The sequence below is a fragment of the Escherichia sp. TW14182 genome (assembly GCF_000208525.1).
Taxonomy (GTDB): domain Bacteria; phylum Pseudomonadota; class Gammaproteobacteria; order Enterobacterales; family Enterobacteriaceae; genus Escherichia; species Escherichia ruysiae.
This window is the reverse complement of sequence record NZ_AEJZ01000009.1, coordinates 1-26909: the sequence shown is the minus strand read 5'-3', so window position 1 is coordinate 26909 and position 26909 is coordinate 1. Positions and strand designations below refer to the sequence as shown.

The window sequence follows — 26909 nt, the reverse complement described above, 5'->3', positions numbered from 1 at the left end:
CGGATGCGGCGTAAACGCCTTATCCGTCCTACGAATTACTTATAAATTACCGCAGTACCGCTTAATTTATTGTTGTTGGTGGCGGAAGTAATGCTGTATCCACTAGCACCGGCTGCTGCCGCTTTCTCAGCCAGTTTTGCTTCCAGGGCATCGAGGGTGGATGCGCCATCGGCAGAAACCACGCCGATTTTATTCATGTTCTGTGCCTGGGATGCCGTGACCGGCTCCGCCGCGAATACGCCAAAAGACAGAGTGGAAAGCGCCATAGCAGCAACAACAGTATTGATAGTTTTCATAATTAATCTCTCGCAGGTGATTTTTGTATAAGTGACGTTGTTTCGTCGATGTGATGAGTATCACGTTTTTTTACGAGAGATAAAATCGAAGAGAATTGACCGCCTTGTTCAAATAAATTGATTGATATCTAACATGCTGATAATCCATTCATTTATCGTATGTATGAACCAATTTTGTAACATGTGGCAGTTACGGCTGCGTTAAAGGCACGGAATGCCACGCAAAATACAAATTATACACGCTAAACATCCCGCCAGTTGTAGTTAACGTAACTGGCTGTCTTTCGAACCTCTGCGATTATATCCTGTATAAGATGGTTTTTGTAAATCTTTCTCCTGCTGACAATGAATGCATAAGCGCACGCCAGGAATGGCTTCCCGACGAGCCTGCGGGATGGGGGCACCGCACTCTTCACATTCATACAGGCTTTCGCCACGCGGAATTTCACCCCTGGCGCGGGCAATCGCATCTTCAATTGTACTGTTGATCTGTTCGTTGACGGCGTCATCGTTAGCCCAACCGGATGCCATATCGTCCTCCTCATATCAATGCTTGTACTGTTAAGTGTAGCTAATCCAGGGATGAACCTGGGCAGTTCAAGCGTCAGATCTCCGACCATTCCCGCAGCAGATTATGATAAAGATTGAGTAGCGACAGGATCTCTTCTCCTTCGCCGTAGCGGCTTTTGAGTGACTGAATATTGTTGTCCAGTTCGAACAGCATGGCGCGCTTTTTATCATCGCGGATCATTGATTGTATCCACATAAATGATGCCACCCTTACGCCGTGCGTTACGGGGGTCACACAGTGCAGGCTGCTGGAGGGATACAACACCAGATCGCCAGCCGGGAGTTTTACCCGATGTTGCCCGAAGGTGTCATTGACGACCAGTTCGCCGCCTTCGTAACTTTGTGGATCGCTCAAAAACAGCGTGGCGGAAAGATCGGTGCGCATCCAGCCGTTTTGTGGATGACTGCGTACTGCGCCATCCACATGAAAACCATAGGTTTCATTGTTCCGATAGCGATTAAACAGCGGTGTGGAAATGGTACGCGGCAAGGCAGCGGCAAAGAACAAAGCATGTTGTTTAACCGCGTTCAGCACTTCATTTTGTAATGCGGCATATAACGCGCTGCGGGTATCTACCTGTTGATTATTCTTGACCTGCGCGCCTTGTGCGCCGGTGGTGACGCGTCCATCAATCCATTCGGCTTGTTCCAGTTGTGCACGAAAGCGGGCGACGTCCTGTGGCGATAACACGCCGGGAATGTGGTACATCATATAAGTTCTCCAAAAAGTGGGGCTTTCACCCCACATCTGAATCAGAAATGCATATTGGCGGTGAGCAGGAAAGTTCTTGGCTCGCCCGGATGATAACGGTAGCCGCTCTTATTGATTGAGGCGACGTAATCGGTATCAAACAAGTTGTAGACGTTTAGCTGGAAGTCGAGATTGCGATTAACCCGATACCCCAGTTTGGCGTCGGCGACCCAATAACTTTCGGTAAATGCTGGCGTTCCCACCGCGCCGTCTGAACCTTTATGCATACTGCCGATATACCGTGCGCCCGCACCAACAGAAATATCATCGGTTGCCTGATACTGGCTCCATAGGGTAAAGGCGTGCTCCGGGGTATACGGCAGCGATGAGGAACCATCCTGGGCAACTTCTTTGCCGTTTTTGATGGTTGCTTTTTGCTGGGTATAGCCGCCAATCACCTGCCACGCGGGAGTGATATTCCCGGCCACGGATATCTCATAGCCTTCGACGCGTTTCTTACCGTATTGCGAATAAGTCCCGTCATCATTTTGCTCAACTTCATTTTCGATATCAGTACGGAACAGCGCGGCGGTGAGCAACAGGCGTTTATCCAGAACCTGCCATTTGGTGCCAATCTCGCTGGTGTTGGCTTTTTGCGGTTTAAAATCGGTGCGGTTGGCACTGTTACCGCTGCCAGACTGCGCAAGGGCGAAGTTGTTGCCGCCCGGCGGCTGCTGGGAAACGGCATAGTTAATATAGACATTGCCGTTTTCCGTCAGGTGATACAGCGCCCCGGCTTTCCAGTTCACCAGATTGCCCGACTTGGCGGTGTCGACGGTGGTGACCGGAGAACCTTTCGCTACGCCATCAGGGCAGGTGATGGCACCGCGTCCGCTGCCGCCGCAGGCGGTGGCACTGTCATATTCAGTATGATAATTGTCCAGCCGAACTCCGCCGTTTAGCTCAAAATCACGGGTGATTTGCAGCGTATCGAAGGCATAAATCGCGAAGGTATCCGTCTGACCATTAGCGTTTGCGCCATTGCGTGTCAGGCCGCCAGGATGAATGCTACTGTCAGGATGATAAATATTCACCGCCGGTAACGTCACCGGATTAACGCCGTAGTTGGTCTGCGTTTCGCGGGTAAATTCCACGCCGGTACTGACGTCATGACCAATTGAACCGGTATAAAATGCCGATGTCAGGTTAGTCTGGTTGGTGAGGATTTTATTGCTTACATCTTTGGTATTCGCCGTGCGTGACCATGTCCAGCTATCCACATTGCTGGTGGGCTGGGTAATATTTGACGCCCCTCCCATAATCGCCGTCATCAGATAATCCTGCTTCACGCGCGACCAACGTGTGGTATTGCGAATCGTGGTGTTATCGCTGATGTCGTGCTCAAAACGCATGGTGGCAGTATCGGTGGTCGAATCGTCGTAATCGGAATCCGTACCATAAAAGTTATGTGTATCAACTTTTCCGGAATGATTCAGCGCCGCCGTACCCGCAGAAGGTGCGGAATAGCCCGGTAAACCAATGGTCGGAATGCCGCCGTCTGGCGTATTGTGTTGGGTAACGTGTAAATAGTTGAGATACAAACGATTCGATGTACCAAGACCAAATGCCACGGAAGGGGCGACGCCGTAACGCTCATTTTTGACTTTATCGCGCCCGGCATCGTGCGTTTTTTCGCCCATCATATTCAGACGTACCGCAGTGGTATCGCCAATGACCTGATTAACGTCCAGAGTGCCGCGACGGAACCAGGCGCTACCAATACTGGCGGAGGCGTCAATACCTGAATCATTGCGCGGCTGTTTGCTGATCATATTGATCGAACCCGTCGGTGCGCTACGCCCGTAGTCGGTGCCGGACGGCCCTTTAATCACTTCGACCTGTTCGGTATTGAAGGTGTCGCGCGAGACGCTGCCAATATCGCGAATGCCATCAATATAAATGCTGTTAGAGGTATCGGCGCCGCGCATATAAATAGCGTCGCCAGTGGTGGAGTTACCGTTCTCACCAGCAAAAAACGCACCCACGCCGGGAACGTTTTTGAGCGCGTCGGTAAGGTTGGTTGCGCCCTGATCTTTAATCACTTGTTCAGAAATCACCGTCATCGTGCGGGTAGTATCCGCTACCGGACGCGAGAATTTCGGATCGGCAGATTGTTGTGGCGCATAAAGCGAAGGCGTTGATGCTTCGACAACCAGCGTGTCATCCGCGTTAGTTTGCCCTTCGGCGGCGAGTGCCTGAGCCACAGGCGTGATGCCAATACAAAGACCGGCAAAGAACGTGAGCGAATGAAATTGTCTGGCAGGGAAATTGCGATTGTTTTCCATTTTTGCAGGTGACTTTTTCTTATATGTTGAAGTTTTCACTTTCACGAGAAAGCATCTCTGCGGATGCGATGCCACTGTTAATCCCGTAAAAGTGTTCGTGCAAGTGATAATAATTTTGATAAGCATTATCACTTGGCGCGATTTTCTATCACCCATTGCACGAAAAAGAAATACATTTATTTACATTGTGTTCATATTTGATGTTTTTTGATTACAAATTGGGCGAAAACTGCATCCAGAGGTGAATGCAGTTGCGTTGGTGGGGTTATTTGTAGATGGTTGCAGTACCGAACATCTGGTCATTTCCGCCTGCGGAATTAATGACATAACCTTTCGCGCCTTGTTCGCGCGCTTTTTCTGCCAGTTTATCCTCCAGATCGCTTAAGTTAGATGCGCCGGTCGCCGAAACGGTTCCGGCGGGTCGTAGTTGACCGCTGTCCTGGTTACTCAGTGGTTGCGCGGCATAAGCCGTGAAGGTGATTCCGCTCAGGACGGTGGCAATCAGTAGTGCGAGGCACTTTTTCATAATGACATCCTCATAAATACAACGAGTAGTGCATGATAAGTGTAGGTCTCCTGTGCGATGGAAATGACGCAAAAAATTGACAGAGATGTGCTTATTTTTTGAACAAAATAATTTTACAAAACCAGACAAATCAATGACATGAAGAACACTGATTTTTATGATGAATTGATAAAAAATGAAGTCGGGTTAAGGTTTTGAAGCATGTTAAACGCAGCCAGATATTTACCCTGCTGCGTTATGCGGGTATCTTACGCCGCTGCTTAAAGGAGAATGCTATGTCCGCCCAGAAACCGGGGTTACACCCGCGCAATCGTCATCACAGTCGCTACGATCTCGCCACGCTTTGTCAGGTGAATCCTGAACTGGCGCAATTCCTTACGCTTACCCCTGCCGGTGAGCAAAGCGTTGACTTCGCCAATCCGCTGGCAGTGAAGGCGCTCAACAAGGCGCTGTTGGCACATTTTTATGCTGTGGCGAGCTGGGATATCCCTGACGGTTTTCTCTGCCCACCAGTGCCGGGGCGGGCAGATTATATTCATCATCTTGCCGATTTACTGGCTGAGGCAAGCGGAACAATTCCAGCCAATGCCAGTATTCTGGATATCGGTGTTGGTGCGAATTGTATTTATCCGCTGATTGGTGTGCATGAATATGGCTGGCGTTTTACCGGTACAGAAACTAACAGCCAGGCGTTAAGCAGTGCGCAGGCGATCATCAGCGCCAATCCGGGTCTTAACCGCGCTATCCGTCTGCGTCGGCAAAAGGATACCGGCGCCATTTTTAACGGCATCATCCACAAAAACGAGCAATACGACGCAACCTTGTGCAACCCGCCGTTCCATGACTCCGCAGCAGCAGCGCGTGCCGGCAGCGAGCGCAAACGGCGTAACCTGGGGCTGGACAGAGATAACGCGCTGAACTTTGGTGGTCAACAGCAGGAATTGTGGTGTGAAGGCGGCGAAGTGGCCTTTATCAAAAAGATGATTGAAGAGAGTAAAGGCTTCGCAAAGCAGGTGATGTGGTTTACCTCGCTGGTATCTCGTGGCGAAAACTTACCGCCTTTGTATCGTGCACTGACGGATGTTGGTGCGGTGAAAGTGGTCAAAAAAGAGATGGCCCAGGGGCAAAAGCAGAGTCGCTTTATTGCCTGGACCTTTATGAACGACGAACAGCGCCGTCGTTTTGTCAATCGCCAGCGTTAAAGCGTTGGCTCCCCCGATGGCAGTGGTGCTACCGGGGGCGTTCCCGGTGCAGGTAGCACCTGATAAGTTTGCACCGGCGCGCGAACACCCGCCAGGTCGAAATGCTTTTTCACCTGGCTGTCGAGGGCAAAGCGTACCGTCCACTGTTTGAGTGGCAGTGTGGTGAACGAAACACGCAACGTAAACGCGGTATTGCTTAAGCCGACAATGCCGGCAAAGTTCGGTTCACCAATAATCAGCCCGCGAATTTCTTCATTTTCCATCAATTCCGCTACCGCATCTTTCAGTGCCTGATTGGCTTTATCGGCATCTTCATGACGATCGACATCATAATTTGCGACCACCGAACCAATGCCACGGACGAAGTTAGCAAAGGTGGTTATCGAAGACCACGGAATAATGTGATATGCCCCGGTATCCTGACGCACGCCCACGGAGCGAATCGACATCCGTTCCACCGTGCCGGTCAACGGCCCGATGGTAACCAAATCTCCAGTGTTCATGCCGTTTTCAAACTGAATGAACACGCCGGTAATAATATCTTTTACCAGCGTTTGCGAACCAAACGAGATAGCCAGGCCTAATGCCCCGGCACCTGCCAGCAGTGGCGCGATATTGACGCCGATTTCCGACAACACAATCATGATGGTGATGGTACTGATGATTACCGCCAGCGCATTACGGAACAGCGTCAGCAGGGTGCGCGTGCGGGCGCTGGGCAGCGGGCGGCCATGAATATCCGAAGCCAGCCGGTTTTCGATCAAACTGGCGAGCACTGTCCAGCCAACCGCCGAGAAGAAAAGGATGAGCGCGATACGGATCAGGATATCCACGGTTTTCTGCCCCGCGCCGTTTTGCAGCCAGTTCCAGAAATCGAACAGCCCCCAGGCGCTGAGTAGCAGCATCACTGCCACGCATACCGTCAGAATACGCGCCGTTTTCAGCGCCGCTGATAGCCAGCCGTTCAGCCGTTTTTGCAGCTCCGGATAGTTACGCTGAGTATGTGGCGAGAGGGTGATGGTCTTCGCCAGCCAGCGGGAAAACATACCGGAAACAAACGCTGCGATACCAATAATCGCCAGGCTGCGCACCGTTGCACCCATCATAAATTTCAGGCTGTTGCCCGGATCGAACAACGAAAAGAAAAACAGCACAATAAAATAGGCGCTTGCCAGCCAGTGCCACACCAGCGCAAAAGCGCGAATAAACAGGCTGAAGAATGCCAGCGAGTGCTCCGCGAAGTTGAGCAGATGCTGGGTGATCTCTTTTTTATTACGAAAGATCAGATAGAGCGCCCAGACGGTCATGCACAGCATGATTATCACGTTGGCGAGCGCCCCGATTTGCACATTCACCTGATTAGAGATAATTGGCACTGCCACAATCAGTCCATAACCAATCAGACTGCTTAACCAGCTAAGGCGGCGGCACCAGTAGCGGGCGCTTTCATCCTGAATATTGAACGGGCGCAGCTCTGCCACGTTCGGGCAGAAAATCAGGCGTAAAACAGCTTTGAAAAACTCAATCAGAGCGAAAGCATTGAGAAACAGGCTTTGTTGAAAAGCAATGGTTTTACTACCGGCGTTCAGGTTGTCGCTTAATACCTGGCCGACAAATAACGTCAGTGCCAGCAACAGCAAATCGATAATAAACGCCCCGATAATCATCGCCGGAAGCTGTAACCAGTTGCTGCGCTCACGGTTTTTTTGCCGCGCCCACTGACCCATTTTGCGATATAACGGCAGCGCGCACAGGCGAATCAGCCAGTAAAAGCCAAACACCAGCACCGCTAGCATTGAAAAATGGGTCAGCGCGTTGTTGAAGGTTTGCGGGTTAAAGGGTTTATGCGGGGAGCCAGTGATATTACGGTAAAGTTGCCCGAAGCGCGCGGAGAGTGCTTCGCCATAATGGCGGCTGATTTCAGTCACCTTTTGCAGCACGGTTTGCTCTTCAACCAGCGTCGGCGGTACGATTTTCGGTACGGGGTCTGTGGGGGGCGTGGCGGCAACGGTGCGTAGCTGGTCGATCAACTCTTTGCGCGAGGTGTCATTATCCAGCACGTCCGCCAGTGCGCCATAGGCCGCTTTTTTTTGTTCGATATCCGGTTCTGAAACCGGTTCAGAGGTTGAATCTGTTGTTGCTGTGGTTGTTACGCCGGGTATGGACACCGCGTGGGCAGGTGCGCCTAGCAGGCAGATGAGGATGAACAGGATCCACCGCATGACTCCTCCAGTGAGAAAACAAAGCAAAAAGATAAGTATAGATGCTGGGGGAGGGGCGATTTGAAATGAGAGGAATCTGGTGTGCCTCCCTTTCGGGGGAAAGGGAGGCTGAGAAGTTAAGAGACGTGCTGTAAAAATTCCTGCAAACGCTGGCTCGGTGGGTTCTTGATCAACACCTGCGGATCGCCATCTTCCGCAATCCGGCCTTTATCAATAAAGATTAGACGTGAAGCCACTTTCTCAGCAAAACCGATTTCGTGGGTCACGATCACCATCGTCATCCCTTCTTCAGCCAGATCCTGCATAACCTTCAGCACTTCATGGCGCAGTTCAGGATCGAGAGCGGAAGTCGGTTCATCAAACAGAATCATTTTCGGCTTCACTGCCAGCGCACGGGCAATTGCCACACGCTGTTGCTGACCACCAGAAAGTTCGGAAGGGTAGTGATGCGCACGTTCTGCCAGACCGACCTTCGCCAACAACTCACGTGCCAGTTTTTCTGCCTCTTCTTTGTTTGCGCCACGCACGCGTAAAGGGCCAAACATCACGTTTTCCAGCGCCGTCAGATGCGGGAAGAGGTAAAACTGCTGGAACACCATGCCCGCTTCCTGGCGAATCAGACGCTCGTCAACTTTCGGATCGTTAACCTTCAGACCATCGACAATCAGATCACCAGAGGTAATTTCTTCCAGTTTGTTGATGCAGCGTAGCAGGGTTGATTTACCGGAACCGGACGGCCCGATAATCACCACGACTTCGCCCTGAGCAATGTTCAAATCAATATTGTGCAGCACCTGGGTTGGACCAAAATGCTTGGAGACGTTTTTAAATTCAATCACAGGATTTTCATCCTTCTTTCCAGACGACGCAGAATAAAGCTCAGCACCAGGGTAATAATCAGATAGAACACCGCCACGGCGCTCCAGATCTCAAGGGCGCGGAAGTTGCCGGCAATAATTTCTTGCCCCTGACGAGTCAGTTCCGCCACGCCGATAACAATAAACAGCGAGGTGTCTTTAATGCTGATGATCCACTGGTTGCCCAGCGGCGGCAGCATACGGCGCAGTGCCAGCGGTAAAATGACGTAGCGAATGGTTTCCCAACGTGAAAGACCAAGTGCCAGCCCGGCTTCACGGAAACCTTTGTGGATTGACAGCACTGCGCCACGCGTGATTTCCGCAATGTACGCGCCGGAGTTGATCATGATGGTGACCACCGCCGCAGTAAACGGGTCGATGCGTAAGTCGTTAAACGCCATCGGCAGGGCGAAGTAGATAAACATCACCTGGACGACGATAGGTGTGCCGCGAATCACTTCAATAAAGACTAGCGCGACGTGGTTGGCTATCCAACCGCCAAAGGTGCGTGCAAAACCTGCCGCCAGTCCGATCACCAGGCCGCCAGCCAGACCGAGGATCGAAATCCACAGGGTCATTTTGGCGCCTTCAATCAGAAGCGGAATGGCAGGCCAGATGGCACTCCAGTCAAACTGCATATGTTGTTCCTGTTACCGTGGTGTAAATAATCAAATTCAGGGTAATTAATGGTGTTGGAGCAGGCCTGTGCCCCTCTCCCCAGAGGGGAGAGGGAACTGTCCGTGCGCTTTACAGGTGTAGCGTTATTATTTCGGTTCAGTACCGAACCACTTTTTGTAGATTTCGTTGTAAGTTCCGTTTTCGCGCAGAGTTTTCAACGCGCCGTTAACTTTGTCACGCAGCTCGTCGCTACCTTTCGGGAAAGCAATACCGTATTGCTGTGCTTCCAGAGAGTCACCCACCGCTTTAAACTGGCCGTTACCAGCGGTTTTGATGAAGTAAAGAATGTTTGGTGTATCGTGCAGGACGGCGTCTGCGCGGTTAGTACCCAGTTCCATATAGGCGTTATCGATGTTCGGGAACTGTCGCAGATCTTTGGTTTTGATGTTCGTCTTCGCGTAATCAACGGAGCCAGTGCCGCTCTTCACTGCAACCACTTTACCGTCGAGATCTTTCACGCTTTTCACATCGTTGTTGTTCGCTTTCACCATCACTAACAGACCGCTTTTGTAGTAGCCGTCAGAGAAATCGATCGCTTTTTTACGCTCGTCGGTGATAGTGATGCCCGCCAGCGCCAGATCGACGTTTTTGGTTTGCAGCGCCGGAATGATACCGCTGAAATCCATCGGTTTCAGCTCGTAATCCAGCTTCAGTTCTTTGGCGATTGCCGCCCACAGATCGACATCAAAGCCCACGTATTTGTCGCCCTGTTTAAATTCAAACGGAACGAAAGCGGTATCTGTCGCGACAACTAATTTTTTATCTGCGGCATGGGAAGAAACCGCAAAAGCCAGGGTCAGTGCTGCCAGTGAAACTTTTAATACAGACTTCATAGCATTTCCTTTTTTCTATCCACGGGACGATCCCCTGCGTAACATTTACCTATATGAAAAAATCGTGCCAGTTTTGCAACTCGTTGATTTTTCGAGAGGCGATAAAAATGCATTGCACGATTTATGAGGCAACACCGTTAGATTGCACCATTATGGGGCGCCAAAGTGGTGCGCTAAAATAGTGCAGTCAACACAATGATTATTTAGCGTAAATCCTGATGAAAAAACAATCTTTATGTAACGATTGTGTGATGATGTTGATACAAAAAGTTTACTTTGTCAGGCTGGAAGGGGAATGGGATGCACTAAAAAAGTGCGTAGAGACAGGGCATCAAAAAAAAACGGCCCCCTTTCAGGAAGCCGCTTTTATTGTTTGTTAACGTTTTGAACCATCAGCGGTGGTGTTATTCGATGTTAGATTCGATAAACCACAGGAATTTATCCAGGTCGCGGGAGGCGGCGGTCAGGATATCTGCAGTATCATCATCTTTTGCTTCACCAATGGCTTTACGTACATCATTGGCGACAATTGCATAACGATCCGCCAGCTCTTTCAGGTGATCCTGAACGTTGTGGATGTCCAGCGGGTAGCTTTTCAGCGGTGTTTTGCTATTGATAACTTGAGTGGTGCCAAGGGCAACGCCGCCCAGTTGTACCGCGCGTTCAGCCATGGTATCCAGATGATCGATCAGAGCGGTACGGAAGCCATCCAGCATTTCATGTACGGCAATGAAGTTGGCGCCGCGCATATTCCAGTGTGCCTGTTTGGTAATCAACGAAAGATCAATAAACTGGATAACCTGACGATTCAGCAACTCTACTGTCGCTTTTTTCTCGCTGTCAGAGACATCGTTGCGGGTATAAAGCAGATTGGTCGCTTTTGATTTAACTAATTTAGCGGTACTCATAATTTCATATCCTCTTGATGTTATGTCCCAGTAATTAACGAGACTAAGTATAGCACCGGCTATGTGTTCCGCTATTCTGGCTGTTCCTATCACACTAATAGTGGTAACAAACGTAAAAAATAAAACTGCATAAAATACAGTTGGTTATATATTATAGTAAGAATAATTCTTATTTATATATTCACCAGGAATTTTCGGAATAAATATGCTTTTGTATAGTCAGATATATAAGGATGTGGCAGGTGAAATTTAGCGAAATATTCTGCATGGTTATGCATAACCATGCAGAATTGTAAATTTAATTAATATCTATTTCTTCTATTTTGCTCTCTTTGCGTGCTGTCAACGTGGAGCCCATTGAAGCGGCAATGATAGCGCCGAGCGCCAGAATCTGTATTGGCGTCAGCATCTCACCGAGGAAAATCATCCCGGAAATGGCGGCCAGTGCTGGTTCCATGCTCATCAGCGTACCAAATGTCCGCGTCGGCAAACGGGTGAGGGCAATCATCTCCAGCGAGTAGGGCAGAGCGGTCGAGAGAATTGCGACAGCTAAACCTAATGGAACAACCGACCAATGCCAGAGAGCCTCTCCAGCCTGTAACGCACCGATTGGCACGAAAATTAATGCCGCAATCAGCGAACCGATCGCCACCGTCGCAGGGCCGTGTTCAGCACCAGCACGTTGCCCACTTAATATGTAGATAGCCCAACAAGCACCGGCACCGAGCGCCAGCGCACAGCCGGTTAAATCGACATGGGAAACATCTTGCCCCAGCGGCAGCAGGAACCACAGACCGAGCACTGCCAGCAAAACCCAAACGAAATCTACCGGGCGACGAGAGGAGAACAGCGCCACCGCCAGTGGCCCGGTGAACTCCAGCGCAACTGCAATTCCCAGAGGTACAGTCTGAATAGAGAGATAAAAGAGATAGTTCATCCCACCCAGAGATACACCGTAAAACAACAGCGGCAACCGTTGTTCTCTGGCAAAACGCAGCCGCCACGGTTTAAAGAAAGCGATAAGAATCAGTGTTCCCAGTGCAAGGCGCAGCGCAGTCACTCCAGGCGCGCCAACCAGTGGAAAAAGTGATTTTGCTAATGAAGCCCCACCCTGAATAGACGCCATGGCAACGAGCAATATGACTATTGGTAACCAGACCGGCATTTTACGTAATGACCCTGGCATCCTTTCTCCCATAAAGTTGTATAGCAAGGTAAAGCGTGGAGTGTACTGGATGTACCAGTGGGTGGTTGAGCATTTGTTGAAAAATTTTTTCCCCGTTTTGGCTAAAATGCGCCAGGATTGATGGATTCATCAGTTTGCTGATTAAGAATAATCTGGATGAGAGAGTGTGAATATATGCGTAATACTTACGCAGTTCACTGAAAAAATGATTTAAATTTAGATGGATAGCGGTGAATGGAAACGTTCTGTTACACGAAATGGCTCGTTAGACATCACAAATCGCCAAGAGTTTCCCATTAATTTTTGATATATTTAAAACTTAGGACTTATTTGAATCACATTTGAGGTGGTTATGAAAAAAATTGCATGTCTTTCAGCACTGGCCGCAGTTCTGGCTTTCACCGCAGGTACTTCTGTAGCTGCGACTTCTACCGTAACTGGTGGTTATGCACAGAGCGACGCTCAGGGCAAAATGAACAAAATGGGCGGTTTCAACCTGAAATACCGCTATGAAGAAGACAACAGCCCGCTGGGTGTGATCGGTTCTTTCACTTACACCGAGAAAAGCCGTACTGCAAGCTCTGGTGACTACAACAAAACCCAGTACTACGGCATCACTGCTGGTCCGGCTTACCGCATTAACGACTGGGCAAGCATCTACGGTGTAGTGGGTGTGGGCTATGGTAAATTCCAGACCACTGAATACCCGACCTACAAACATGACACCAGCGACTACGGCTTCTCCTACGGTGCGGGTCTGCAGTTCAACCCAATCGAAAACGTTGCTCTGGACTTCTCTTACGAGCAGAGCCGTATTCGTAACGTTGACGTAGGCACCTGGATTGCCGGTGTTGGTTACCGCTTCTAATCACTTCGGTGATATAAAAAATCCGCCTCTCGGGGCGGATTTTTTTATCTTAAGATTTGGGATCGAATATATCGGTTCCGAGATGGTTGTAATCCACCTTCTGTAACTGGAAGTTAGTGATATATATCGGCCCGGCTTTCTTCTCAGAGATAAACGGGTAATTGATGTTGATCTCCTTCGCTTTAATCCCTGTCCATTGAGAGAAAAAACCTAAGAAGTCATTGGCTGAACGGCGGGCTTTAATTATCCGGTGCGCTTTATCGTCGCTGGAAATGACCATAAAAGGCACCTGGAAATTTTGCTGATATTTATCGTCATGAGCCAGATATTGCACTTCTTTACCGCGTTCTTTAAAGGCCAGACCGTGGTCAGAAAAGTAAACCAGCGAGAAACTGCTACCGCTGTTGCGTAACTGGTCATAGAGTTTGCGCAGTAAATCGTCTGTTTGCGTCATGGTGTAGAGATAGCACGACGTCTCTTTCGATTGCACAAAGGTTTCGTATTTGCCTTGTGTCCGGTCGCAGGCCTGCGGATGTGAGCCCATCAGATGCAAAACAATCAGTTGCGGTTGCGAGTGTTCTTGCGCCAGCACCTGAGCGGCCATGTCCAGTAACGCTTCGTCTTTGGTGTTCTTATCTGCTTCAAAATTACCTTCTTTCAGGAAGTGCACTTCATCTGCACGTTTGGCAATGCTGGCGATGGCGGTATCGTACTCACCAATTTGTCCCTGATTGGAAAACCACCAGGTCTGAAAACCTGCGCGGTTGGCAAGGGTGACAAAGTTATCCTGAAATTGTGGTTTGCCATCGACGACGCGGTTAAGCGTTAAGCCGAGCGATTTTTGCGTGGAGCCGCTGGCGGCAATGTAATCAGCGAAGAGCAGACCGTTAACGCTGCTGGCAAACGGGGTGTTATTCCAGTGACCGCCAAAGGCACCGAGAGCGTCGCGACGTGCGCTTTCACCGATCACCACCACATAGGTCTGATATTTCGGTTTAACTGCAGTAACCGTCCAGGTATCTTTCATCCCGGAAAGTTTTGCCATCCGCTCTTGCTCTTCAATCACCTCGTTATTGTTGACGATGACATCCTTAGCGAAACGAAATACCGGATAGCCAGTATCCTTCAATTTAAATACGCCGCCCCAGGCCAGGTTTTGCACGGGAGCGACAAAAAATGTCGCCACGCTGAATACCAGACACAGGCTGTCGAATTTACTCCAGCGCGTTTTTTCACTCTCTTTTTTTCGCCGGACAGCTATCACGCCGAGCGCAAAAATAAATAAGCCGACCAGATAGCTGTACCACGGAAAAATCGTCAGGATTTCAGTTGACTCTTCCATATTGGTGGAGTGCAGGGCCAGCAAGGTATTGAAGTTAGGCGCACCGTAGGCCTGAGCAAAAGGGAAATAACAGGCTGCCACTAATGAACTGACGCCGACCAGGACTTTTTGCACGCGAGGCAATGTCCGCCATAGCAAAAGCAAAATAGCCGTAAACGCGGCGGTGTAGAGAAAACTGAAGGGATAGCCTAAGCCGAGATTAATTAATAGCGACTGTAAAAAGTAGAACGCAGTCCACGGGCTAAATACCCGGCTACGGGTAACAAGCGATTCTTTGAGGGTTAAATTCATATGCCACTATCGTAACAAACGCCATGTGCTTACCCTGGCGTCAAGGGTCAATACCTGCAAGAGTGCGTGAAGAGGGGAAAAGGGTCCGCATCCGCGAGCCGCAATATACGCAGGGCTGCAAGAAGATAGAGCGAGCCGCCGTTCAGGTCAACTACTGACGAACAAATCTTTTGCGAAGAAGATTGCAAATCTGACAAAAAGTGGGGGTTTTCAGGCAGTAAAGATTTATGCCTGCAATAAAGCAGGAGTGAAGCGGCGTACCGCGACGCCGCTATTTATTGGAGGGTTTATCCTGCTGCGGTTTATTGTTGACCATATCGCACAACATCGAGAGCAGCATTAACCGTACTTTAAAGGGAGAATGACTAAACACGCGCATACACCTCTTGAACTCATTCATAAGACCTCCTGACTTGCTAATCCCGTCACTCCTTGAGGGATGATTGCATTACATACAGATATAGCACAGGCTATATTATATAGCTATTGCTAAAACGTTAATTTTTTGTGCCTTCGCAACTCTGGTTTACAATGTGCGCACGAAATAAGAACGCTATATATGTGTCACCATAATGAGGAAGCACAATGAGTCGTCGCGCAGGTACGCCAACAGCAAAAAAAGTGACGCAGTTAGTGAACGTGGAAGAGCACGTTGAAGGGTTTCGCCAGGTAAGAGAAGCGCATCGCCGCGAACTTATTGACGATTATGTTGAGCTGATTTCTGACCTGATAAGAGAAGTGGGGGAAGCCCGTCAGGTGGACATGGCTGCTCGTCTGGGCGTTTCGCAACCGACGGTGGCTAAAATGCTTAAGCGGCTGGCAACCCTGGGGCTGATTGAAATGATCCCGTGGCGTGGCGTGTTTTTAACGGCGGAAGGAGAGAAGCTGGCGCAGGAAAGCCGCGAGCGCCATCAGATAGTCGAAAATTTCTTGTTGGTGTTGGGCGTCAGCCCGGAAATTGCCCGTCGCGACGCGGAAGGCATGGAACACCATGTCAGTGAACAGACGCTGGACGCCTTTCGTTTGTTTACCCAGAAACACGGTGCCAAATGAGCCTGCCTTTTTTACGCACGCTGCAAGGCGATCGCTTTTTTCAGTTATTAATTCTCGTTGGTATCGGATTAAGTTTTTTTGTTCCCTTTGCGCCGAAATCCTGGCCTGGCGCTATCGACTGGCACACCATCATTACCTTAAGTGGCCTGATGCTGCTGACCAAAGGTGTTGAATTAAGCGGTTATTTTGATGTGCTTGGGCGCAAAATGGTGCGCCGTTTTGCTACTGAGCGTCGGCTGGCGATGTTTATGGTGCTGGCGGCGGCGCTGCTTTCTACCTTTCTGACCAACGATGTCGCGCTGTTTATTGTTGTCCCGCTGACCATCACGCTGAAAAGACTGTGTGAGATCCCGGTTAATCGGCTGATTATTTTTGAGGCACTGGCAGTGAATGCCGGATCGCTGCTGACGCCGATTGGTAATCCGCAAAATATCCTTATCTGGGGACGTTCGGGTCTTTCGTTTGCCGGTTTTATTGCACAGATGGCACCGTTGGCTGGCGCAATGATGCTGACATTGCTGCTGCTGTGCTGGTGTTGTTTCCCTGGAAAGGCGCTGCAATATCATACGGGGACGCAAACGCCGGAGTGGAAACCACGGCTGGTGTGGAGTTGTCTGGGACTGTATATCGTCTTCCTTACGGCGCTGGAGTTGAAACAAGAGCTGTGGGGGCTGGTGATTGTGGCAGTGGGGTTTACGCTTCTGGCGCGTCGCGTGGTGCTGAGTGTGGACTGGACGTTGCTGCTGGTGTTTATGGCGATGTTTATCGACGTCCATTTACTGACCCAGCTTCCGGCGTTGCAAGGCGTGTTGAGTAACGTGAGTCATTTATCCGAACCCGGATTATGGTTAACGGCGATTGGTTTATCGCAGGTGATCAGTAACGTGCCGAGCACGATTTTGCTGCTCAATTATGTACCACCGTCTTTATTACTGGCATGGGCGGTAAACGTAGGTGGTTTTGGCTTATTACCCGGATCGCTGGCAAATTTGATTGCGCTACGGATGGCGAACGATCGCCGGATCTGGTGGCGTTTCCATCTCTATTCGATACCGATGCTGTTGTGGGCGGCGCTGGTAGGATACGTTTTGTTAGTTATGTTCCCGGCAGTGTAAGAGCCGACAAATAAAAAAGGCGGATTATGAGTCCGCCTTTGCTTTAAGTTTTAAAGATTAATTCAGACGAACCGGCATCCCGGAACGGTTTTGAATAGCCTGATCCAGAACAGCCTGATCGACATCCGGCTGACCAGTCACTGTCTGCACGCTCTTGGTTAGCGTAATTGGCACAATTTCCTGACCTTCAAATTGGGCTTCGGTGGTAGACAGCGGGTTATGGACTTCAATATAACGGCTGCCGTCCGGCTCGGTGGTCGCTTTTACCGGCTCATCAATAAACTGTACGCGAGTACCGACCGGCACTTTCTCGAACAGGAATTTGATGTCTTCGTTACGCAGGCGCACACAACCGTGGCTTACGCGCAGGCCGATACCAAAGTTGGCGTTGGTGCCGTGGATAGCGTACAGGCGACCGATATACAGTGCGTACAGCCCCATCGGGTTATCCGGGCCAGCCGGAACGACAGCCGGAAGCGGTTCGCCCGCAGCGCGGTATTCTGCATGCATTTTGGCGGTCGGCGTCCAGGTCGGGCCTGCTTTCTTACGCTCTACTTTGGTGGTCCAGTTGATAGGTGTGTCTTTGCCTAACTGACCAATGCCGATCGGCAGTACGATAACGGTGTTAGTTCCTTTCGGATAGTAATACAGACGCATCTCTGCGCTGTTAATCACAATGCCTTCATGAACAGTGTCCGGCAGGATCAGTTGCTGCGGAATATTCAGTACGGTGCCGCCTTTCGGCAGGAAGGTATCCACACCCGGGTTCGCTTCCATCATATTGGAAAGCCCCATCTGATACTCCGCCGCAAAGTACTCCAGCGGCTGAGTGTTACCTTCAGGGATAGTGATCACCTGATTCTGACCAACCAGGCGACTCCCGTCGGTTGGCAGAGGATAAGTTACCGCTGAAGCGGTACTGCAAAAGCCGACAACAGCGAAGGCCGCTGCGAATAACGTTTTCAATTTCATATTCATGTTAAGCGAGATTTCGTGCCTGGCAGGCCATTAGGTTGAGAATATTAGAGTATTGGAAGCGCATTATATGTTCATTCCAGCTAACAGTGAAATCAGATGTGTACTAAATCACATTTTTTGCCTTTGGGAAGAGTGTAGACCTTAAGCGGGGGACGGGATCTTCTTTCAGACTTATGGCATAATGCGCGGTTTGTCATATCTCTTTTCAGGATACGCCTGTGTTAGTTTCCAGTAACGTCACCATGCAGTTCGGCAGTAAGCCGTTGTTTGAAAACATTTCCGTCAAATTTGGCGGCGGCAACCGTTACGGCCTGATTGGCGCGAACGGTAGTGGTAAATCCACCTTTATGAAGATCCTCGGCGGCGACTTAGAGCCGACGCTGGGTAACGTTTCCCTCGATCCCAACGAGCGCATTGGTAAGCTACGTCAGGATCAATTTGCCTTTGAAGAGTTCACCGTGCTGGATACGGTGATCATGGGGCATAAAGAGTTGTGGGAAGTGAAGCAGGAGCGCGACCGCATCTATGCTTTGCCGGAAATGAGCGAAGAAGATGGCTATAAAGTTGCCGATCTGGAAGTGAAATACGGCGAAATGGACGGTTACTCTGCGGAAGCGCGCGCCGGTGAGCTGTTGCTTGGTGTGGGAATTCCAGTAGAACAACACTACGGCCCGATGAGTGAAGTTGCTCCTGGCTGGAAGCTGCGTGTGTTGCTGGCGCAGGCGCTGTTTGCTGATCCAGACATTCTCCTGCTCGACGAACCAACCAACAACCTGGACATCGATACCATTCGCTGGCTGGAGCAGGTGCTGAACGAGCGAGACAGTACCATGATCATCATCTCGCACGACCGTCACTTCCTTAATATGGTTTGTACCCACATGGCGGATCTGGATTACGGCGAGCTGCGCGTTTATCCGGGCAACTACGATGAGTACATGACGGCGGCGACCCAGGCGCGTGAGCGTCTGCTGGCTGATAACGCCAAGAAGAAAGCGCAGATTGCTGAGCTGCAATCTTTCGTTAGCCGCTTTAGCGCCAATGCCTCGAAATCTCGCCAGGCAACTTCGCGCGCGCGCCAGATTGATAAAATCAAACTGGAAGAGGTGAAAGCCTCCAGCCGTCAGAACCCGTTCATCCGTTTCGAGCAGGATAAGAAACTGTTCCGTAACGCGCTGGAAGTGGAAGGTCTGACCAAAGGGTTTGATAACGGTCCACTGTTTAAAAATCTCAACCTGCTGCTGGAAGTGGGTGAAAAGCTGGCGGTACTCGGCACCAACGGCGTCGGTAAATCGACTTTGCTGAAAACGTTGGTGGGTGATCTGGAACCGGATAGTGGCACCGTAAAATGGTCAGAGAACGCGCGCATTGGTTACTACGCGCAGGATCACGAATATGAGTTCGATAATGACCTGACTGTGTTTGAATGGATGAGCCAGTGGAAACAGGAAGGCGATGACGAGCAGGCGGTGCGCAGCATTCTCGGTCGTTTGTTGTTCAGCCAGGACGACATCAAAAAGCCTGCTAAAGTGCTTTCCGGTGGTGAAAAAGGCCGTATGCTGTTTGGTAAGTTAATGATGCAGAAACCGAACATTCTGATCATGGACGAACCGACCAACCACCTGGACATGGAATCCATCGAGTCGCTTAACATGGCGCTGGAACTGTATCAGGGCACGCTGATTTTTGTTTCTCACGACCGTGAGTTTGTAAGCTCCCTGGCGACCCGTATTCTGGAAATCACGCCGGAACGCGTGATTGACTTTAGCGGTAATTACGAAGATTACCTGCGTAGTAAAGGGATCGAGTAAGTTATAGTCAGTAGCCCTGGTTATGTCAGGGCTACTGATGACAAATACAAGATTGCTATCAGGCCTATGCAGTACCTGCAATATATTGAATATGAAGGACTTTGTAGGCAGGATAAGGCGTTAACGCCGCATCCGGCATGAACAAAGCGCACTTTGTCAGCAATCTGAGCAACATCGAACCTACTTTCTTAACCTCACATCAATTCACTTCCACTAATCCATCACTTCTCAAACATCCATGCCCAGCGCGCGTTTACCGTGAACGTTCAGATCTTCCAGTGTAAATCGGCCTTGCCAGTTTGTTTCATAATCTTCCCGTGGGAAGTCTCCCGGCGATGCACCTTTTTCCAGTGCTTTCCTGACCTTGTGCGCATAAACCCGGTTTTTCTCGCACATCGGCGCGGCAGGAATATACATCACATTCCCCCAGCCCTGTTGATTGTCTACCGGTGCGACACAGTGGATCACATCGCAGTGCCACCAGACAGAATCCCCCGCTGTTATTGCCGGAATTGACGTTAGTGCTTTCATCAATAAGGGATGCCATTTCTCTGAAACAGGCAGAACTTTACCAGGCGCAACACCGCACAGCTCGTCGTCCGGTACGTCATCCAGCAACGGACGCAGCAGAACGTATGCCATCGCTTCCGGGATCGGCACCACGTGTAACAATCCCTGGCCTGGTAACATATCGGAAAGTGCCGTCCAGCCCTGGAACGTGCGGAACACCGAACATTTGGTGGTGTTATCGACGGTGTATTCTTCTACTTCGGTACGGTGTGCGGCATCCCACGGATCGTAATCATCAAAATTACCGTTGAAAACATGGGCAAAAACGCGCTGATAAGCAGGTAATAACCAGCGTTCCAGTGCGCCAGAATCAGTGTGTGCCCCCAGACCTTTGGACGTCGTGCCCGGTGGGCGGCGGCGGATCCTGTCTGGATAGATCACGCTGACATCGGGATCAAACCATTGTTTGCCGTTGCTTTCAGACTTCCACAGACGGTTAAGGAAAGATTGCACCGCAGCCATATTGTCGCTCTGCCGCGCCTGCATCTGTGCCTGTGACCAGTAAATGGGATAGATTTCGGGGCGAGACGCCTCCAGCGAGCCGAAAAAGCTGTCACCGGGACCTTTATACACATCATCAAAGTGATTGGCATCAAGGTAGTTGAGCATTGCGCGATCCCACGCCAGCGCCTGCTCGCGGGGGAAATTGCCTTTTATTACCGCGCAACCGCGACGTTTTATCTCATTGCGCGTGGCTTCACTCACTGTACCTGCTGCAATGTCGCTATAAGGAACTTCCGGCCAAACCGGCAATCCTTGCGCTTTCAGTGCGTCTATTTCTGCTACACGCGCTTCGATTTTTGCAGAGAGTTTTTCGAAGACCTGTTGTACATCGCCGATCTGTTGTCGCAGCTTCGCTTTCATTTCACGGATAGCCGTTTTCGCATCTGTTGGCAGCGTCTCATAGGTAAAAGTCATATCAACCTCGCAACTTTCGTTCGAAAGTAAAAATAGTTACGATTGATACTTTAAGTTAAAAATAAGTTAACGCAAGATAAAAATCTTGAGTCAGTGCACAAAGTGAGCAAAAAAGAGAGATGCCGGAACGGTCGCTCCGGCCGGGAGAAGATTACTTATTGAAAGGAGCGGAGCTATCCAGCACCGCCTGAATCACATTCAGCGCGCCTTCATGATTATTATCATCGGTAGCGTAACGGGCGATTTGTTTAATGTTTTCCGCAGCATTGCCCATCGCAAAGGAATAATGCGCCATTTTAAGCATCTCTGCGTCGTTACCGCTGTCGCCAATCGCTACCACATTTTGCGGCGACAGACCCCAGCGTTTTAACAACCGCGAAATACCATTTGCTTTATGCAGGCCGGGAATAATCAGGTCGATAAAACCCGCGCCACTGGTGACAGGTTTCATAATGCCATCGAGCGCAACGTGCAGTTTGTCGACAACCAGCGGGATTTGTTCATCCGGCAGGTTGAGCGAAAACTTGAAAAGCACGTCATCAATCTCCTGGTAATCCTTCACAGGTTTCAGTCGATGGTAGTGTTTTTCCATCAGTGCGACGAATGCTTCCGGCGCATTTTCACTGATGTATGCGCTTTGCAGACCACAGGCGACAAAATTGAGTTGTTTATCTTTCAGCAGTTCCCCAATGACAATCCTGGATTCATGCCGGGTCAGTTCGCCGTGGAACAACTGCTTGCCATGTTCGTAGACCAGCGCGCCGTTTTCCGCGACAAAAGAGATCTCATCTTTTAGCTCAGGAAAGAAGGAAATAAGCTGGTAATACTGGTTACCACTGGCGACAACGAACTCAATATCGCGCTTTTTCAGTTCCTGATACTGCGCCATAAAACGTGACTGGTTGTACATTTTGGCGTCGTTAAGAAAAGTACCGTCCATATCGCAAACGATAACTTTTACAGTCATAAAAGTGCTCCCGGCAATGAATGCAAACGCCACAGTGTAATGACAATGTGATGCGGAGCACAAACTAATTTCGAATGAAGGTGAGAGTAAAATTGAATTTGTGAATGTTTTAGCCCGGCGGTGACGCCGGGCTGAGGGGATTACAGCATGTGTTCGGTGCGGGCGATGATATCGTCCTGAGCGTCTGGAGAGAGCGCGGTGAAGAAGGCGGAATAGCCCGCTACGCGCACGACCAGATCCCGGTACTGATCCGGATGTTTTTTCGCTTCCAGCAGCGTTTCGCGGGAAACAATGTTGTACTGAATATGCCAGCCTTTATGCACTTCGAAGAAGGTGCGTAGCAGGATCATCAGTTTCTGCTTGTCAGATTCGTTCTCCAGCGTCGCCGGGTTTAGTTTCTGGTTGAGCAATACACCGCCGAGAATCGCTGCGGTAGGCAGTTTACCCACCGAGCCAATGACCGCCGTTGGGCCGAGATGGTCAGTACCGGAAGCCGGGCTTGCGCCTTCCGCCAGCGGGGTATGTGCTTTACGTCCGTCCGGCGTTGCCATTGTTTGCGCGCCAAACGGTACGTTAGCGGAGATAGACGACGTACCTGCGTAATAGTTGCCGCCAACCGGACCACGACCGTAGCGCGGGTTGTGGTACTGCTTCAGTTCGTCAATATAGGTCTGATAGGCGCGAGCCAGCAGCGTATCGACGCTATCATCGTCGTTGCCATACTTCGGCGCGCCGTTAATCAGACGCTGACGCAGTTGCTCGTGAGTCAGGCCATCGAAGTCATCCGCCAGCGCGGCAGCCAGTTGTTGTTGACCAATCGCGCCCTGTTCAAATACCAGTTTCTTCACTGCCGCCAGGCTGTTGCCGAGGTTGGCAATGCCGACCTGCAGGCCAGAAACCCAGTCATATTTCGCGCCGCCTTGCTTGATACTTTTCGCTCGCTCAATGCAATCATCCACCAGCGCCGAGCAGAGAATATCGTGCACGTTCTCTTCCAGCATGGTGTCGACCACATATTCGATTTCGATCGATTTGCGGGTGTAGTAACGGATTTGCGTATCCCACGCGTCCATTACTTCATCGAAGTTGTTGAAGTTACCCGCTGACAACGCTTTTTCTTGCGGCAGGAACACGTTGCCGCTGGTGGCATCACGACCGCCTTCCAGCGCCGCCAGCATCACGCGGGCGAAGTTGATAAAGCTCATGCCGGTGCAGCGATAGCCCCATTTGCCGCCGACGGCGGTTTCGATACAACCAATCGCTGCGTAGTCGTAAGCGTCCTGCGGTTCAATACCGAGTTTAATAAATTCCGGGATCACGATTTCGTCGTTGTTGAACGCCGGCATCCCGAAGCCGCAGCGGATCACCTGTACGCAGGCGTCGAGGAAATCGTTACTCATTCCCGCATGGTAACGCACGCTGAGGTTAGGCTGAGTGGAGCGCAGACGACCGCAGGATTCCAGGATCGCGTAAGAGAGCGGATTCACTGCGTCCATCGGCTGACCATCAACCAGATTTTGCCCGCCAATGGTGACGTTCTGATACAGCGGACTTCCCGCAGAGGCTTTCGAGTGCGAGCCTGAGCGGATCTTGTTCACCTCAAGCAGTTTCAGCCAGCAGCTATGCAGCATCTCGATGGCGTGTTCGCGATCCAGCGTCTGGTTCAGTTCAACGTCGCGGCGATAGTACGGATAGAGATACTGGTCCATACGACCAAACGACACCGAGTGACCGTTAGATTCGATCTGTAAAATCAACTGGATGAAGTAGCACAGTTGCAGCGCCTGCCAGAACGTCTGCGGCGGCTGGTGGGCGATAAGATCGCAATTTTCTGCCATTGCCAGCAGTTCATCGCGACGGCTTTCGCGGGTTTCGGTGGCTGCCATTTCACGCGCCAGGGCAGCGAAACGTTCAATATGTTCACTGACTGCAACCAGCACGATATCAATCGCTTTCAGGAACTGCTCGCCGTGCAAATCTTCCAGCACAGTCAGGTTGATACGCGAGCGACGCTCCGCCACTTTCTCGCGCAGACCATCAAGCCCTTTTTCCAGCAGCAGCGGGAAATTGACCGCCAGGTGTGCATCGCCGGAGGTCATATTGCCTTCTGCTTTGATAATACCGGTCGCCAGCAGGCCTTTTTGCTCATCGGTAAACATGCCGTAGCAGCGATCCTGTACGGTCTGACCGCGCCACCACGGGCACACTTCATGCAGAACGCGTTTGTTCTCTTCGCTCACCGCAAAACCCGCGCCGGGACGATCGGCCAGATCATCAATCTCTTTTTCGATCCACGACACGGTATATTCCGGGAAGATTGGCGCGGCGCGAACTTCGCTTGCCTGGTTGCCGATGATCAACTCATCGTGTTTGATCCAGATGGTGCGATTCGCCAGGTGATGCGCCAGCGCCAGCGCGCGACGAACCGGGATCGGCTTATCGAGATGTTGTTGATACATCTCGGTATAGTGCTGTGCGCGCTCGGTACAGACCGGCGGTTTCACAATATGCACCAGCGCATTTTTGTGCGCTTTAATGCGGTCGCTGAGCGTGTCCAGTTTCAGTGTTGTCATGGTTGTTATCCTCGTAAAGTCGCGGTTAACCCTTTCTGGCAGGCATACTGCTGGGCAAAGTCGAGCAGTTCTGGCGCATCAAGCGGTTTTTCCGGGGCGTCATAGGGCAGATTAAGTAAGTGATATTTGTTGATGCCCAGCGTGTGGTAGGGCAGGAAATGAATTTCGCCAACGTGCAGCTCGTCGGCGGCAAAATCGGTAATGGCTTTTACAGAGGTTTCGTCAGCATTAAAGCCCTGAATCAGCGGCACGCGGATAATGATTTTTTTCCCCGCTGCGGCGAGTTTTTTCAGGTTATCCAGCACTCTGGCGGCGTTACCGTCGGTCCACTGTTTAAACGGCACGTCGGCGACGTGTTTTAAATCGGCAAGAAACAGATCGATATAGGGCAGAGAAGGGGCGATATATTTCCACGGCACATGCAGGCAGGTTTCTACCGCAGTATGAATGCCGGCCTCGTGGCTGGCTTGCAGTAGCGCCGTCGCCATTTCCGGCTGCATAAAGGGTTCACCGCCAGAAAGCGTTAAGCCGCCGCCGCTGCGATCGTAAAACGGTTTATCGCGCAAAACGGTCGCCATGATCTCCTCAACGCTTTTCACTTCACCACACACGGTTAACGCCTGTGTCGGGCAGCAGTTGGTTAACGCCGTCAGATGCTCCGGGGTTAACTTTTCCCGATGAATAAGCAGGCCATTCAGCGTGCGCTCAATCACTTCCGGCACGGCCTTAGCACATAGCTCGCAGCCCTCCAGGCACAGACGTGCGTCATACAGTAGATCCTGCGTGCGGGCGCGGCTTTCAGGATTCTGACACCAGCGACAACCCAGCGAGCAACCTTTCAGAAAAACCACTGTGCGAATGCCGGGGCCGTCGTGGGTCGAGTAGCGTTGAATATTGAAGATCATAGATGCCTCTCTGTTTCGTTCAAATATTAAATTACTTTCGAATGAAAGTTATGTTGATGTGCGTCAACTGTTCAGAGAGTTTTCTCGTGGTAGTCTGGTTTCAGACAAAAAGTACATTTTGAGGATGGTTATGGAACTGTATCTGGATACTTCAGACGTTGTTGCGGTGAAGGCGCTGTCACGTATTTTTCCGCTGGCGGGTGTGACCACTAACCCAAGCATTATCGCAGCGGGTAAAAAACCGCTGGACGTTGTGCTTCCGCAACTTCACGAGGCGATGGGCGGTCAGGGGCGTCTGTTTGCCCAGGTAATGGCTACCACTGCTGAAGGGATGGTGAATGACGCACGTAAATTGCGTTCTATTATTGCGGATATCGTGGTGAAAGTCCCGGTGACCGCCGAGGGGCTGGCAGCTATTAAGATGTTAAAAGCGGAAGGGATCCCGACGCTGGGCACGGCGGTGTATGGCGCGGCACAAGGGCTGTTGTCGGCGCTGGCGGGCGCGGAATATGTTGCGCCTTATGTCAACCGTATTGATGCTCAGGGTGGTAGCGGTATTCAAACCGTGACCGATTTGCATCAGTTACTGAAAATGCATGCGCCACAGGCGAAAGTGTTAGCCGCGAGTTTCAAAACCCCGCGTCAGGCGCTGGACTGCTTACTGGCAGGATGTGAATCCATCACCCTGCCGCTGGATGTGGCACAACAGATGATTAGCTATCCGGCGGTTGACGCTGCCGTAGCGAAGTTTGAGCAGGACTGGCAGGGCGCGTTTGGCAGAACGTCGATTTAACGGGATGTTCTGCATCCTCATAAATTGCTTATAACGTGGCGGAGTGCACCGATGCCTGCCGCGTCTTATCAGGCCTGGAGGCGACAATTACTGCCCGCAAACCTCACATCCCGGATTGCGCATCAGTTTCATTTCGCGGAACTGACAGGTCATCGCATCGTACATAACGATTTTTCCGCTGGCAGGTTTCCCATAGCCTGCCAGCAGTTTGATCGCTTCCATTGCCTGCAACGAACCAATTACGCCAATCAATGGCGCCATCACGCCTGCTTCCACGCAGGTTAACGCGTTTTCGCCAAACAAACGGCTAAGGCAGCGGTAGCAAGGCTCGCCGTCCTGATAAGTAAAGACGGTGATTTGACCTTCCATACGAATTGCCGCGCCGGAAACCAGCGGCACCTTCGCGGCAAA

General features: G+C 50.8%; 26 protein-coding genes. 7 read left to right on the top strand and 19 right to left on the bottom strand.

Annotated features, from left to right (window positions below; all coding sequences use genetic code 11):
- Window positions 1-35: 35 nt before the first annotated feature.
- The 5 genes from ybiJ to mcbA form a co-directional block, all read right to left on the bottom strand.
- Complete coding sequence (gene ybiJ / locus EQY_RS0101295; protein ID WP_000849301.1) at window positions 36-296, bottom strand: DUF1471 family protein YbiJ; 261 nt, start codon at window positions 294-296, stop codon at window positions 36-38.
- A gap of 264 nt (window positions 297-560) precedes the next feature.
- Window positions 561-827 (bottom strand): C4-type zinc finger protein YbiI, encoded by a 267-nt coding sequence (gene ybiI, locus EQY_RS0101290; RefSeq protein WP_000146362.1) that lies wholly within the window; start codon window positions 825-827, stop codon window positions 561-563.
- A 73-nt stretch (window positions 828-900) separates the two neighbouring features.
- Window positions 901-1578: a PKHD-type hydroxylase YbiX gene (gene ybiX, locus EQY_RS0101285; protein ID WP_000990155.1), complete on the bottom strand. Its 678-nt coding sequence runs from the start codon at window positions 1576-1578 to the stop codon at window positions 901-903.
- Window positions 1579-1619: 41 nt separating this feature from the next.
- Window positions 1620-3902, bottom strand: coding sequence for a catecholate siderophore receptor Fiu (locus EQY_RS0101280; protein ID WP_000430029.1), 2283 nt, complete (start codon window positions 3900-3902; stop codon window positions 1620-1622).
- Window positions 3903-4167: 265 nt separating this feature from the next.
- Window positions 4168-4428 carry a DUF1471 family periplasmic protein McbA gene (mcbA, locus tag EQY_RS0101275; RefSeq protein ID WP_010347475.1) on the bottom strand — a complete coding sequence of 87 codons (261 nt, stop codon included), beginning with the start codon at window positions 4426-4428 and terminating at the stop codon, window positions 4168-4170.
- Between the two features lie 275 nt (window positions 4429-4703).
- Here mcbA and rlmF point away from each other — a divergent pair, with 275 nt between their 5' ends.
- The gene (gene rlmF / locus EQY_RS0101270; protein WP_010354760.1) at window positions 4704-5630 is read left to right on the top strand and encodes a 23S rRNA (adenine(1618)-N(6))-methyltransferase RlmF; all 927 of its coding nucleotides are present in this window, start codon (window positions 4704-4706) and stop codon (window positions 5628-5630) included.
- Here the strand turns inward: rlmF and ybiO are convergent.
- From ybiO to rhtA, 6 genes are all read right to left on the bottom strand, one after another.
- Window positions 5627-7852 (bottom strand): mechanosensitive channel protein, encoded by a 2226-nt coding sequence (gene ybiO, locus EQY_RS0101265; RefSeq protein WP_001267280.1) that lies wholly within the window; start codon window positions 7850-7852, stop codon window positions 5627-5629. The genes rlmF and ybiO overlap by 4 nt on opposite strands.
- A 116-nt stretch (window positions 7853-7968) precedes the next feature.
- Window positions 7969-8691: a glutamine ABC transporter ATP-binding protein GlnQ gene (glnQ, locus tag EQY_RS0101260; protein ID WP_000569077.1), complete on the bottom strand. Its 723-nt coding sequence runs from the start codon at window positions 8689-8691 to the stop codon at window positions 7969-7971.
- Window positions 8688-9347, bottom strand: a complete 660-nt coding sequence (gene glnP / locus EQY_RS0101255) for a glutamine ABC transporter permease GlnP (protein ID WP_001159053.1) — start codon at window positions 9345-9347, stop codon at window positions 8688-8690. The genes glnQ and glnP overlap by 4 nt, the downstream gene beginning before the upstream one ends.
- A 126-nt stretch (window positions 9348-9473) precedes the next feature.
- Entirely contained in the window at window positions 9474-10220 is a 747-nt protein-coding gene (gene glnH / locus EQY_RS0101250; RefSeq protein WP_000843874.1) for a glutamine ABC transporter substrate-binding protein GlnH, read from the bottom strand.
- A 404-nt stretch (window positions 10221-10624) separates the two neighbouring features.
- Window positions 10625-11128 carry a DNA starvation/stationary phase protection protein Dps gene (dps, locus tag EQY_RS0101240; protein WP_000100800.1) on the bottom strand — a complete coding sequence of 168 codons (504 nt, stop codon included), beginning with the start codon at window positions 11126-11128 and terminating at the stop codon, window positions 10625-10627.
- Window positions 11129-11426: 298 nt separating this feature from the next.
- Window positions 11427-12314, bottom strand: a complete 888-nt coding sequence (gene rhtA, locus EQY_RS0101235) for a threonine/homoserine exporter RhtA (RefSeq protein WP_024212357.1) — start codon at window positions 12312-12314, stop codon at window positions 11427-11429.
- 234 nt (window positions 12315-12548) lie between these two features.
- On the opposite strand from rhtA, the gene EQY_RS26025 reads away from it, so the two are divergent.
- Both EQY_RS26025 and ompX read left to right on the top strand, forming a co-directional pair.
- Window positions 12549-12614, top strand: coding sequence for a hypothetical protein (locus EQY_RS26025; RefSeq protein ID WP_138984106.1), 66 nt, complete (start codon window positions 12549-12551; stop codon window positions 12612-12614).
- 52 nt (window positions 12615-12666) lie between these two features.
- Window positions 12667-13182 (top strand): outer membrane protein OmpX, encoded by a 516-nt coding sequence (gene ompX, locus EQY_RS0101230; RefSeq protein WP_024212356.1) that lies wholly within the window; start codon window positions 12667-12669, stop codon window positions 13180-13182.
- Window positions 13183-13231: 49 nt separating this feature from the next.
- On the opposite strand, the gene opgE is transcribed toward ompX, so the two are convergent.
- Together opgE and mntS are read right to left on the bottom strand one after the other, a co-directional pair.
- The gene (gene opgE, locus EQY_RS0101225; RefSeq protein WP_001054641.1) at window positions 13232-14815 is read right to left on the bottom strand and encodes a phosphoethanolamine transferase; all 1584 of its coding nucleotides are present in this window, start codon (window positions 14813-14815) and stop codon (window positions 13232-13234) included.
- Between the two features lie 271 nt (window positions 14816-15086).
- Entirely contained in the window at window positions 15087-15215 is a 129-nt protein-coding gene (gene mntS / locus EQY_RS0101220) for a manganase accumulation protein MntS (RefSeq protein WP_001001762.1), read from the bottom strand.
- A 185-nt stretch (window positions 15216-15400) separates the two neighbouring features.
- On the opposite strand from mntS, the gene mntR reads away from it, so the two are divergent.
- Together mntR and EQY_RS0101210 are read left to right on the top strand one after the other, a co-directional pair.
- Window positions 15401-15868 (top strand): manganese-binding transcriptional regulator MntR, encoded by a 468-nt coding sequence (gene mntR / locus EQY_RS0101215; protein WP_000091013.1) that lies wholly within the window; start codon window positions 15401-15403, stop codon window positions 15866-15868.
- Window positions 15865-16983 carry an anion transporter gene (locus EQY_RS0101210; RefSeq protein WP_000056471.1) on the top strand — a complete coding sequence of 373 codons (1119 nt, stop codon included), beginning with the start codon at window positions 15865-15867 and terminating at the stop codon, window positions 16981-16983. Before mntR ends, EQY_RS0101210 begins: the two co-directional genes overlap by 4 nt.
- Before the next feature lie 57 nt (window positions 16984-17040).
- Here the strand turns inward: EQY_RS0101210 and ldtB are convergent, their stop codons facing one another.
- Window positions 17041-17961 carry a L,D-transpeptidase gene (ldtB, locus tag EQY_RS0101205; RefSeq protein ID WP_001056379.1) on the bottom strand — a complete coding sequence of 307 codons (921 nt, stop codon included), beginning with the start codon at window positions 17959-17961 and terminating at the stop codon, window positions 17041-17043.
- A 218-nt stretch (window positions 17962-18179) separates the two neighbouring features.
- Here ldtB and EQY_RS0101200 point away from each other — a divergent pair, with 218 nt between their 5' ends.
- The gene (locus EQY_RS0101200) at window positions 18180-19772 is read left to right on the top strand and encodes an ABC-F family ATPase (RefSeq protein WP_000961452.1); all 1593 of its coding nucleotides are present in this window, start codon (window positions 18180-18182) and stop codon (window positions 19770-19772) included.
- Between the two features lie 228 nt (window positions 19773-20000).
- Here the strand turns inward: EQY_RS0101200 and EQY_RS0101195 are convergent, their stop codons facing one another.
- The 4 genes from EQY_RS0101195 to EQY_RS0101180 form a co-directional block, all read right to left on the bottom strand.
- Window positions 20001-21260, bottom strand: coding sequence for a DUF1479 domain-containing protein (locus tag EQY_RS0101195; RefSeq protein WP_000144772.1), 1260 nt, complete (start codon window positions 21258-21260; stop codon window positions 20001-20003).
- A 151-nt stretch (window positions 21261-21411) separates the two neighbouring features.
- Window positions 21412-22227 (bottom strand): sugar-phosphatase YbiV, encoded by an 816-nt coding sequence (gene ybiV, locus EQY_RS0101190; RefSeq protein ID WP_000216898.1) that lies wholly within the window; start codon window positions 22225-22227, stop codon window positions 21412-21414.
- A gap of 140 nt (window positions 22228-22367) precedes the next feature.
- Window positions 22368-24800 carry a glycyl radical protein gene (locus tag EQY_RS0101185; RefSeq protein WP_000209350.1) on the bottom strand — a complete coding sequence of 811 codons (2433 nt, stop codon included), beginning with the start codon at window positions 24798-24800 and terminating at the stop codon, window positions 22368-22370.
- 5 nt (window positions 24801-24805) lie between these two features.
- Complete coding sequence (locus EQY_RS0101180) at window positions 24806-25705, bottom strand: glycyl-radical enzyme activating protein (protein ID WP_000576968.1); 900 nt, start codon at window positions 25703-25705, stop codon at window positions 24806-24808.
- Window positions 25706-25835: 130 nt separating this feature from the next.
- Between EQY_RS0101180 and fsa the strand changes: the two genes are divergently transcribed.
- Window positions 25836-26498 carry a fructose-6-phosphate aldolase gene (gene fsa / locus EQY_RS0101175; protein ID WP_001487873.1) on the top strand — a complete coding sequence of 221 codons (663 nt, stop codon included), beginning with the start codon at window positions 25836-25838 and terminating at the stop codon, window positions 26496-26498.
- A gap of 87 nt (window positions 26499-26585) precedes the next feature.
- Here fsa and EQY_RS0101170 read toward each other — a convergent pair.
- Window positions 26586-26909 (bottom strand): ThiF family adenylyltransferase (locus EQY_RS0101170; protein ID WP_000385190.1); only part of this gene is annotated, 324 nt, incomplete at its 5' end.